The sequence below is a fragment of the Pseudoalteromonas sp. TB25 genome, assembly GCF_000497995.1.
In the GTDB taxonomy this organism is placed as follows: domain Bacteria; phylum Pseudomonadota; class Gammaproteobacteria; order Enterobacterales; family Alteromonadaceae; genus Pseudoalteromonas; species Pseudoalteromonas distincta.
On sequence record NZ_AUTI01000313.1, the window covers coordinates 1 to 9,854 of the forward strand.

The 9,854-nt window shown below is 39.0% G+C and carries 11 protein-coding genes; 5 read left to right on the top strand and 6 right to left on the bottom strand.

The window, feature by feature from the left end; all coding sequences use genetic code 11:
* Positions 1–225: 225 nt before the first annotated feature.
* The 5 genes from L652_RS0111545 to L652_RS1000000125055 form a co-directional block, all read right to left on the bottom strand.
* Positions 226–1,518 carry an ATP-binding protein gene (locus L652_RS0111545; RefSeq protein WP_024597093.1) on the bottom strand — a complete coding sequence of 431 codons (1,293 nt, stop codon included), beginning with the start codon at positions 1,516–1,518 and terminating at the stop codon, positions 226–228.
* Positions 1,519–1,537: 19 nt separating this feature from the next.
* Entirely contained in the window at positions 1,538–2,242 is a 705-nt protein-coding gene (locus L652_RS0111550; RefSeq protein ID WP_024597092.1) for a response regulator transcription factor, read from the bottom strand.
* Between the two features lie 24 nt (positions 2,243–2,266).
* Positions 2,267–2,650, bottom strand: a complete 384-nt coding sequence (locus L652_RS0111555; RefSeq protein ID WP_024597091.1) for a DUF3019 domain-containing protein — start codon at positions 2,648–2,650, stop codon at positions 2,267–2,269.
* The gene (locus L652_RS0111560; RefSeq protein ID WP_004335751.1) at positions 2,640–3,422 is read right to left on the bottom strand and encodes a MipA/OmpV family protein; all 783 of its coding nucleotides are present in this window, start codon (positions 3,420–3,422) and stop codon (positions 2,640–2,642) included. Before L652_RS0111560 ends, L652_RS0111555 begins: the two co-directional genes overlap by 11 nt.
* Before the next feature lie 478 nt (positions 3,423–3,900).
* Entirely contained in the window at positions 3,901–4,704 is an 804-nt protein-coding gene (locus L652_RS1000000125055) for a hypothetical protein (RefSeq protein ID WP_002963149.1), read from the bottom strand.
* A 112-nt stretch (positions 4,705–4,816) separates the two neighbouring features.
* Here L652_RS1000000125055 and L652_RS0111570 point away from each other — a divergent pair, with 112 nt between their 5' ends.
* Both L652_RS0111570 and L652_RS0111575 read left to right on the top strand, forming a co-directional pair.
* Positions 4,817–5,971: a serine hydrolase domain-containing protein gene (locus L652_RS0111570; RefSeq protein WP_024597089.1), complete on the top strand. Its 1,155-nt coding sequence runs from the start codon at positions 4,817–4,819 to the stop codon at positions 5,969–5,971.
* Entirely contained in the window at positions 5,968–6,468 is a 501-nt protein-coding gene (locus tag L652_RS0111575) for a histidine phosphatase family protein (RefSeq protein WP_002963152.1), read from the top strand. Before L652_RS0111570 ends, L652_RS0111575 begins: the two co-directional genes overlap by 4 nt.
* A gap of 82 nt (positions 6,469–6,550) precedes the next feature.
* Here the strand turns inward: L652_RS0111575 and yhbY are convergent, their stop codons facing one another.
* Positions 6,551–6,847, bottom strand: coding sequence for a ribosome assembly RNA-binding protein YhbY (gene yhbY, locus L652_RS0111580; RefSeq protein ID WP_002963153.1), 297 nt, complete (start codon positions 6,845–6,847; stop codon positions 6,551–6,553).
* 88 nt (positions 6,848–6,935) lie between these two features.
* Between yhbY and rlmE the strand changes: the two genes are divergently transcribed.
* From rlmE to L652_RS0111595, 3 genes are all read left to right on the top strand, one after another.
* Positions 6,936–7,565, top strand: a complete 630-nt coding sequence (rlmE, locus tag L652_RS0111585; protein WP_002963155.1) for a 23S rRNA (uridine(2552)-2'-O)-methyltransferase RlmE — start codon at positions 6,936–6,938, stop codon at positions 7,563–7,565.
* Between the two features lie 66 nt (positions 7,566–7,631).
* Positions 7,632–9,575, top strand: a complete 1,944-nt coding sequence (ftsH, locus tag L652_RS0111590; RefSeq protein WP_033013425.1) for an ATP-dependent zinc metalloprotease FtsH — start codon at positions 7,632–7,634, stop codon at positions 9,573–9,575.
* 79 nt (positions 9,576–9,654) lie between these two features.
* Positions 9,655–9,854 (top strand): dihydropteroate synthase (locus L652_RS0111595; RefSeq protein ID WP_029753320.1); only part of this gene is annotated, 200 nt, incomplete at its 3' end.

Here is a 9,854-nt window from a genome sequence, read left to right on the forward strand (position 1 = left end):
CTCGCCTCTAACTGCGCTCATATTATTGTACTTCTCTATTGTGTGACGGCGGTGACAATCTACTGGAAATGTAAAAAAATAAAAAGTGCTTATTTGCTGATCTAGCACAAATTAATAAGTAAAGTGTATGTTATAACCATCGATTTTAATTGTTGTTATTAAGTCGTTTAAAATAACGAGTTGATTTTGTTTAATAATTGTTAATTACAGTCTGTAACTATTGCTTTACGGATTATGGTGCTGTGCAATAGTGAGAGTAAAGCACGCCCCCCCTAACTGGGTGCTTTTACTTACTTTAACGCTGCCATGATGCCAATCAGCTACCTTGGTAACAATGGCTAGGCCAAGGCCATAACTCTTATCGGCTCTGTTACGGTGATCTTCCTCTCTAAAAAATGGGCTAAATACATTACTAAAGTTCTCTTGTGCGATACCTGGGCCGTCATCTTCTACCGTTATTATAAGCTGTTGCTCGTGTAACTTTGCACTGAGGTAAATATGTTGGTTTGCAAAATCACATGCGTTAGTTAATAAGTTAGTAATTGCACGGGCCAGCCAGTGAAGATCTGCATTTATTATTTTATCTGTACTATTGAGTTGTACGTTGAGCATTTGCATTTCAAGTTTTGGTGCAAGTTGAACTAAAATATCTTCAAGGTAGGATTTAATATTGGTTGATGAATAGGTTAGTTTATTCGCGTTTTGCTCTAAAGTAGCAAATGCTAAATAGCTACTAAGCATCGATTCCATATGATCTAAATCGTTTTCCATACGGGTTAAATACTGTTTTACTTTTTGCTCATCATGGCTATCTAATGCCGCATCTAAACCAAATCGCAGGCACGCGATAGGAGTGCGTATGTCGTGAGACAAGCTTGAGGCCATTAGTTTGTTTTCGGCGACAAGTTTCTCTATTTGGCTAGCCATGCGGTTAAAAGTAAGTTCTACATCTTTTATATAGGTAAAGTGCGATACCTTTATTCGGGCATGAACATTACCAGAGGCAAACTTTTTAGCGGCTTCATTTAAGACAGTTAGCCGTTTAGCTAAGGGCGCGATAATAAACCCCATAAATACACATAGGCCTGCGTAAAATAGTAGAGTTAATATAATGTCGTTATGCTGCTCGCTATCAAAAATTTTATCTAAGCGCATTGATAAGTGAAAAGGATTTAAAACGTCGCTACTATAAAGCATATAAAAGCCTTGCTGATCTTCTAAAATCAGCCCACCTGGCGTGTGCATTTGTAATAATAAAGAAGGTGGTAAAGCGAGTGACTCATTTGGCTTGTAGTCAATTAAAACATCAAACTCTCGGGCTAGTTGTTTTACATAATCGCTGCGCTCAGATGTAGGTATGTTAGCTAACTGCTTATTAAAACCCATGATCATTTTACTTTGCTGACTAAATTCATCTTGTGGGGTATGCGCTTGTTGACTAAAAGCATCAATAAGCCAGCCCAATACCACAATAGATAAAAGTGCACTGCCTAGAAGCGATATATAAAACTTTTTCATTTATTTATTCATCGCTCTATTACCACGCGGTAGAAACAAGTAAATATCCACGGCCCCAAATAGTTTTAATTTTTTCGGGGTTTTGTGGATCATCATTAAATTTTTTACGAAGTGCAGAAATAAGTACATCAACACTTCTATCAAGCCCGTCGTACTCTCTACCTTTCGTCGCTTTAAATACGGCATCGCGTGAGACAACTTGACCTGCATTGCTTGCAAGGTAGTGTAATAATAGATATTCGGCGCTTGATATGTTTATATCTTGCTCGTTAAGGGTCACATTTCTAGATTCGGTATTAATACTAAGTGCACCAACTTGAATAACGCTTTGGCTAACCTGTGGCTTATTTGGCTCATTGTTTTGACGCAGTGCTGCTTTTATTCGCGCTAGTAATGCACGCGGACGCACCGGTTTCATTATGTAGTCGCTTGCGCCAACTTCTAAACCAATAACTTCATCCATCTCTTCATCGCGTGCGGTGAGCATTATAATAGGCGAATTATAAAAGCTACGAAGCTCTCTACATACGCTGATACCATCTTGCCCCGGGAGCATAATATCAAGGAGCACAATATTTGGGTTTAACGTTTTGACCTGGCTAACAACTTCGTCACCACGATGACAAACATGCGTTGTATAGCCTTGCTCTGTTAAATATTCAGCAACCCATTGCGCTAGTGATGCATCGTCTTCAACAAGTAAAATAGTGCCGTAGTTATCCATAAAATATCCCTAATGCGATTGGTATTAAAATAGTCGCCAGCGGCGTTTTTTTTGTCTGTTTTGATAAACCCATTGTAGTTTTACTTCTGCTGTACTGATGACTTTGGATGTATTGCTATCAAATAGTTCAAATGAAATGCTTTGCTGTGAGTCAAAAGCATAATTAAAAGTACCACTTTGTTGCTTTAGCCAACATTGCATAATGTACTTTGAAGTTGCATCGCGTAGGCAGTAATTGCCAATGATAGGTTGCTCCCACGTAAGTGTGACATCGGCATAGCAATTACGCCCTTCGCGCAGTGCAACACAAGTGTCGGGTAGTGCTATGAGTGCTTCAGGGGGGTCCTGCGCTTTAACAGTAAAGGTACTGGGAAAGATCAGTAATACCCAGATCCATCTAAAATACATAACGTAGGCCTACCTTGGCTTTATGTTGATATCCTTGGGAAATAATTGGGCTGTCGTCAATTTCTTTTGAAAACCATGTAGTAAGCCAACCGGATAAAAACACCCAATCTTGGCTTATTGGATATTCAGCATGGAACTCAAAGATAATACTAGTACTGGCATTGCTGGTATAAATCGGGCGAAGGCTGGTGGCTTCATCGCTATCAATGCCAAAGTAATAATTGGTAAAGTCAGCAGAGTAGGCGCTTAAACCAACACCAGACCTAAACTCCCAGTTTCGCCATGGCAAAATGTGGCTAAAAAAGCTATTTATAACCCAGCCATTATGGGCACCAGATATGTCATGAAGGTATTCAAAGGAGAATTGTGAGTTTTCAAATCGGCGCGAGAGCCTAAGACCAACATCAAAATCGTAATTACGTTTTTTAATACCTTGGAGTTCTTTTATAACACCGTGGTTATAAAACCCGAGGCCTTTTTCGTCAAACCCAGCTTGAGTATTTGTGCCAAGTATATCTAAGCCCCAATCAAATTTATCTATAAGGCTGTAACCAATTACAAGACCACCGCTGAGTTGATTGTGATCAAAATCAAGATAAAATTTATCGTAAGAAACAGCAAGACTTAAATCAAGCTCAACGCCTTTATCGTAAGATTCGATACCGATTAGGTAAGAATCTTCAATATAAAAGCCTGCACCTGCACTCCAATCCCACGCAAAGCCTTGGGTTGGTTCTAACGTATTGTCTGCATAATAGCGATTACTTGCCATACTTGTGGTGCTAAAAATAAAGCAAAAAAGCAATGTTATGCTAACTAAAGTATGGTTAAGCAAAGTGTTTTTCATCCCTATGGGGCCTAATTATTATTTGTTATTAAGCGTAGTATATTGTTAATTCGTTCCTTTAATCTGTAAAAAAATGTAGTAAGTGTTAGGTCTGTTGAACTTTCAAGGTTAAATTTTCAGCAGCCTGTTTGGTATTTAGGCAAGGCAGAGCCTATGCAGTGTGGCTATTCCCCATAAATGGGCGATAACGTAGCATTAATGCCAAACAGGCGCTGCCCAAAGTGTTTTTCCTAAGGGCTATTTACGCTTTGTTGCTCGGTTTTTACTTATTCTTACATGGATGTAAGCCATTAGAATAACGCAGGAGCAGTTATCGAGCCCACTAGGTTACAAACCTAGCGCCGCGATTAAATAGCCCCTAGTTTGAACAAATTTTAATTCGTAAAGATCAACAGACCCTAATTTACTGAACTTTAATTTTATCGATTAATATACTGCTTAAGTAAAACTGCATCATAGGCGTTAATGCGCTTACTTCTGTTCTGTTACATGGACCACTAAGCTTGGCAAGGCTAGATAACTTTGACAACGTTTTGTACTGAGGAATTTGAATGTCTTTTCCAAGTCTTTCCATGCGGGCTTCATCAGTATTTTGCTGATGGACAAAAGCGACAACCTCAAGCTCATTAGTTATTTTTTGCTCTTCGGTGAAACTATAAACTAGTGGCTCACGATGAAAACTTGCACTATCAATAGAAGATTTAGCAAACCAAACAACATCACCCGATGCTTTGTGTGTGAGGCGCATACTTACTTGTGCAAATATTGCAGCACATTCCTGAGTTGGGTATTGCTGAGCAATATCTGAATATAATGTAAAAGGGTTCTCAGGTTGCTTTATTGCGTACTTAACATCGTCAGTGAAAGTTAAATCAAGTTGCTGAATAGTTAGTGTGTAGTCGCTGTTATTTTTAGTGGTTACTTTTAGCTGTTTATCGTTAAGTGCTTGGCTAATTTGCGATAAAAGTTTATCGGTTACACTTGCCTTATCGGTAATAATTTTTACTGTTTGGTTTCTAACTACCTTATGTGCAGGAAGTTGAACGGATTTAACTTTTGGGGATGAGTGTTCTGTGGTGTACTCAAGCTGGTAGGTCTGACTTTTTAATGTTGGCTTTAATGGCATAGCCAGTGGCTCGGCCGGCTGCTTTGTAAGAGTACAACCAGTTGATAATATAACAAAAAGTGACACAACTAAAAAACGCATAAGTACTAAACACTCACTAAAAACCAAATAATCGTCGTATTGTACGTTAGTCCAAACAAAACTTCATGATATTATCTACATAGATGTAGTTAAAAAGATAAAATTTATAAAAATGAAGTATCTCAAATCTTTATTGTATAGCCTACCTGCTTTGTGTTTGTTGTTTAGCTCTGTGAGTTTTGCAGCAAAAGCAGATCCTGATTGGGATGCATTTGTAAAAAAGTACGGCCGTTATGCGCAAAAAAAACTGAAAAATAAAGGTATACCAGGCGCTGCACTTTCGATTGTAAGTACAAACAACTCAGACTACATCCACACCATGGGTGTAACTAAAACCCGAAATGGACAAAAAGTAAATAAGCATACCCGGTTTAGGCTCGCGTCTGTTTCTAAAACATTTGCAGGCTCGTTATCAGCTAAATTAGCCAATGAGGGTTTACTTAAATTAGATAAAGCTGTTAGCGATTACATAACTGAGTTCAAAGGGACTGTTTATCAAGATGATTTAAAGGTATTTCACCTTCTAAGTCATGCAAGTGGGTTAGTGCCTAATGCGTACGATAATTTGATAGAGTCTCGTATGGATTACCCCAGTATTGTTGAAAAATTACTTAGTGTTAAACCTATTTGCAAACCAGGCGAATGTTACGGTTATCAAAATGTTATGTTTAGCCTTATAGGTAATGTGATATTACAAAGCAGTGGTAAAAGTTACGCGCAGTGGTTACGGGAAACTATTTTTGCGCCTTTAAAAATGAGTGATGCCAGCTTAGGTTTTGAATCTATGGTTCAGGATGAAAATTACGCATTACCACACGTGCGCGGTACAAAACGTTGGTATAGCGCTAAGCTTAAAAAAAATTATTATAAAGTGGGACCTGCAGCGGGTGTAAACGCAAGCGCAAATGACATGGCCATTTGGTTAAAAGCCCAGCTAGGGCAATACCCAGATGTTTTGTCATTGGATACTCTAGCAAAGCAAACGCGTCCTTATACACATACAAAAAAAGAAATGCATCGCAGGGTGTGGAAAAAACACCTTAATGAGGCTTATTACGGACTAGGTTGGCGGGTTTATAATTACGCTGATGAAACGCTTTACTATCATAGTGGCTGGGTGCAAGGATATAGAAGCGATGTGGTTGTGTTTCCCCACTTAAATGTTGGTTTTAGTTTAATCGTTAATGCTGAAACCGGCGTAATAAATGAATTAACAACTGAATTTATCGACAGGCTATTAGAATACAAACGAGGTAAAAAAATATGAATAAAATAATATTAGCAATCACTTTTTTAGCCTTGTCATTTAATTGTAGTTTGGCATTTGCCGCACCTGACGAGGTATATTTGTTTCGTCATAGCGAAAAGTTAACGGGGAAAAACCCAGCGCTCTCAGAAGAGGGGAAGGCACGTGCAAATAATTTAGTTACTTTGTTTAAAGAACATCAAAATATACATCTTTTTAGCAGCAACTATAAACGCACGTTGCAGACAGCCGCACCTTTGCAGGCACATTTTAATACCAAATTAAATGTGTATAACGCAGGTGAGCTAGGTGATTTAAAAAATGAGTTACTCAAACTAAAGGGTGTAGTTGTTGTTATTGGGCACAGTAATACGACGCCGCAACTGGCTGAACTACTCTCCAATGAAAAAGTGCCAGCTATGAGTGAGACACAATTTACTCAGTATTTTATATTGCATAATAAGCCCAGAAGTAATGGCACTGATTATGATGTAACGCACCATACAATGAGCTTTTAAATTAAAAAGTGTTATATAACAAAAAACCAGCATTAAGCTGGTTTTTTAATTTAAACGTACTAAATCCTTTAAATAGGATTAATTAGTTACGTGGTAAATGTATTTTTTTCTCAACACTTTGACGATAAAGCACAATAGTGTGACCTATCGTTTGTAGCTTAGTCGCACCAGTTTCACGTACGATTGCTTCAAAAATAAGTGCTTTTGTTTCACGATCATCAGTTGGAACTTTAACTTTGATTAATTCGTGAATTTCTAATGCACTTTGAATTTCGACTACTACGCCTTCGGTTAAACCGTTAGAACCTAGTAAAACTACAGGCTTGAGGCTATGTGCCTGACCTTTTAAAAACTGCTTTTGTTTGTTTGATAATGTCATGTTTATACAAATTTTGCTGAATATGGCTTGAATTAAGGGTATTCTAACGCCATCTAGAGAATATTACTAATTAGTTGCGTGTTAATTTATGACAAATAAAAAACAGTCAGCCAGTTCACAGCGATGGCTGAAAGAACATTTTGATGATAAATATGTTCAAGAAGCGCAAAAAAAAGGCTGGCGTTCACGAGCGGTTTTTAAATTAGATGAAGTACAAAATAGAGATAAGTTACTTCGCCCTGGTATGACCGTTGTTGATTTAGGAGCAGCTCCAGGAAGCTGGTCACAGTATTTGGCAGAAAAAGTAGGTGACAAAGGTCAAGTAATTGCCTGTGACATATTACCTATGGACTCACTTGCGGGTGTTGACTTTTTACAAGGTGACTTTCGTGAAGAAGCTGTGTTAAATGCGTTGCTAAAACGTATTGATGGTAAAAATGTTGATGTGGTACTCTCTGACATGGCACCAAATATGAGTGGTAATAACTCAGTAGATCAAGCGGGTAGTATGTATTTGGTAGAACTTGCGCTGGATATGTGTAGTCAAGTACTAAAGAAAAATGGCGCATTTATTGTTAAGGTTTTCCAAGGTGAAGGCTTTGATCAATACTTGCAAGATGTACGTAATAGTTTTAAAGCAGTGAAAATACGCAAACCTGATGCCTCACGTGCCCGTTCTCGGGAAGTATATATAGTAGCGACTGGATACAAACTGTAGTACAGTTGCTTGGCGTTTAGTTGAATTTAAATTAATTGGATACAAGAGGTTAACCCCTTGAGCGATATGGCGAAAAATTTAATACTATGGCTGGTGATTGCAGTTGTGCTGATGTCAGTCTTTCAGAGCTTTAATGGTGGCGAGCAAGTTGATCGTCAAACAAGTTACACTCAATTTGTTAAAGATGTCCGCAGTGGCTCTTTACAAGAAGTTATTATCGACCGCGGTACAGGAAATATTACTGGTACTAAGAGCAGTGGTGAGCGTTTTCAAACAACGATGCCAATGTACGATGAAGACTTAATAAATGATTTACTTAAAAATGATGTAAATGTGAAGGGTGTACAACCTGAAGAACAATCATTCTTAGCAAGTATATTTATTTCTTGGTTCCCGATGATACTGCTTATAGGTGTATGGATATTCTTCATGCGTCAAATGCAAGGCGGTGGCGGTAAAGGCGCTATGTCATTTGGTAAGAGTAAAGCCCGTTTAATGAGCGAAGATCAAATTAAAACCACGTTTGCAGATGTTGCTGGTTGTGATGAAGCGAAAGAAGATGTTACCGAATTGGTAGACTTTTTACGTGACCCTTCTAAGTTTCAAAAGCTTGGCGGTAGTATTCCTAAGGGCGTACTAATGGTTGGTCCTCCTGGTACTGGTAAAACGTTACTTGCAAAGGCTGTTGCGGGTGAAGCGAAAGTACCGTTTTTTACAATTTCTGGTTCAGATTTTGTTGAAATGTTTGTCGGTGTTGGTGCGTCACGTGTACGTGATATGTTTGAACAAGCTAAAAAAGCGGCACCTTGTATTATCTTTATAGATGAGATTGATGCGGTTGGTCGTAAACGTGGCGCAGGTATGGGCGGCGGTAACGATGAACGTGAGCAAACACTCAACCAAATGCTAGTAGAAATGGATGGTTTTGGTGGTAACGAAGGTATTATCGTTATTGCGGCAACTAACCGACCAGATGTTCTAGACCCTGCATTACTTCGTCCAGGTCGTTTTGACCGTCAAGTAGAAGTAGGTTTACCTGATATACGTGGTCGTGAGCAAATACTTAAAGTACACATGCGTAAAGTGCCATTAGGCGATAACGTAGAAGCGGCTCTTATAGCACGTGGAACACCTGGTTTTTCTGGCGCTGATTTAGCGAACTTAGTAAACGAAGCTGCACTTTATGCTGCACGTGGTAATAAACGTGTTGTAAGTATGGCTGAATTTGACGCTGCTAAAGATAAAATCATGATGGGCGCAGAGCGCAAAACCATGGTGATGAGCGAGCAAGAAAAAGAAATGACAGCATATCACGAAGCAGGCCACGCAATTGTGGGCCGTATGGTTCCTGAACATGATCCAGTTTACAAAGTATCTATTATTCCACGTGGCCGTGCGCTAGGTGTAACAATGTACTTGCCTGAACAAGACCGTGTTAGTCATTCAAAAGAACTTTTAGAATCAATGATTTCAAGCCTTTATGGTGGCCGTATTGCTGAAGCGCTTATTTATGGTGCTGACAAAGTAACAACGGGTGCAAGTAACGATATTGAGCGCGCAACTGATATTGCACGTAAAATGGTTACACATTGGGGTTTAAGTGAAAAGCTAGGTCCATTGCTTTACGCTGAAGATCAAAACGAGATGTATATGGGTGGTGGCGGAAGCCGTGCATCTAGTATGTCGGATGATACTGCTAAAATAATTGATGCTGAAGTACGCTTGTTTTCAGATCGTAACTACCAAAGAGCAGAAGAAATATTAAAAGAAAATATTGATATTCTTCACTCAATGAAAGACGCGTTAATGAAATACGAAACAATCGACGCTAAGCAAATTGATGATTTAATGGCGCGCCAACCAGTGCGTGAGCCGCGCGATGCTCATGACCGCCATGAAGCTAAGCCGGTAAAAGAGCAAGAACCTCAAGAGCCAGTGCTTGATGAAAGTCAAAAAGCGGATGATTCATCGAAAAAAGATGAAACAAACCTTGATGATAAAGCTGAATAATCGTTAAAATAGTTAGTGAAAGCCCCGAATTTCGGGGCTTTTTTGTATCAGCTATTTAGAAAAAGAATAAAGGTTGGCAATGACTAATATATTAAAGCTTCCCAGAGGACGTACGCTCAATATTGAAAAGCCTGTTATTATGGGAATATTGAATGTAACGCCAGACTCATTTTCTGACGGCGGGCAGTTTTTAGACCCCAAAATAGCGCTAAAGCGCGCAATGCAATTGTTAGGGGATGGTGCGCAAATTTTAGACATTGGGGGAGAGTCTACCCGCCC

Excerpts from the sequence above, each read along its gene's own strand:
- L652_RS0111545 (WP_024597093.1), bottom strand. The coding sequence starts at position 1,518 with ATGAAAAAGTTTTATATATCGCTTCTAGGCAGTGCACTTTTATCTATT.
- L652_RS0111550 (WP_024597092.1), bottom strand. The coding sequence starts at position 2,242 with ATGGATAACTACGGCACTATTTTACTTGTTGAAGACGATGCATCACTA.
- L652_RS0111555 (WP_024597091.1), bottom strand. The coding sequence starts at position 2,650 with ATGTATTTTAGATGGATCTGGGTATTACTGATCTTTCCCAGTACCTTT.
- L652_RS0111560 (WP_004335751.1), bottom strand. The coding sequence starts at position 3,422 with ATGGCAAGTAATCGCTATTATGCAGACAATACGTTAGAACCAACCCAA.
- L652_RS1000000125055 (WP_002963149.1), bottom strand. The coding sequence starts at position 4,704 with ATGCGTTTTTTAGTTGTGTCACTTTTTGTTATATTATCAACTGGTTGT.
- L652_RS0111570 (WP_024597089.1), top strand. The coding sequence starts at position 4,817 with ATGAAGTATCTCAAATCTTTATTGTATAGCCTACCTGCTTTGTGTTTG.
- L652_RS0111575 (WP_002963152.1), top strand. The coding sequence starts at position 5,968 with ATGAATAAAATAATATTAGCAATCACTTTTTTAGCCTTGTCATTTAAT.
- yhbY (WP_002963153.1), bottom strand. The coding sequence starts at position 6,847 with ATGACATTATCAAACAAACAAAAGCAGTTTTTAAAAGGTCAGGCACAT.
- rlmE (WP_002963155.1), top strand. The coding sequence starts at position 6,936 with ATGACAAATAAAAAACAGTCAGCCAGTTCACAGCGATGGCTGAAAGAA.
- ftsH (WP_033013425.1), top strand. The coding sequence starts at position 7,632 with ATGGCGAAAAATTTAATACTATGGCTGGTGATTGCAGTTGTGCTGATG.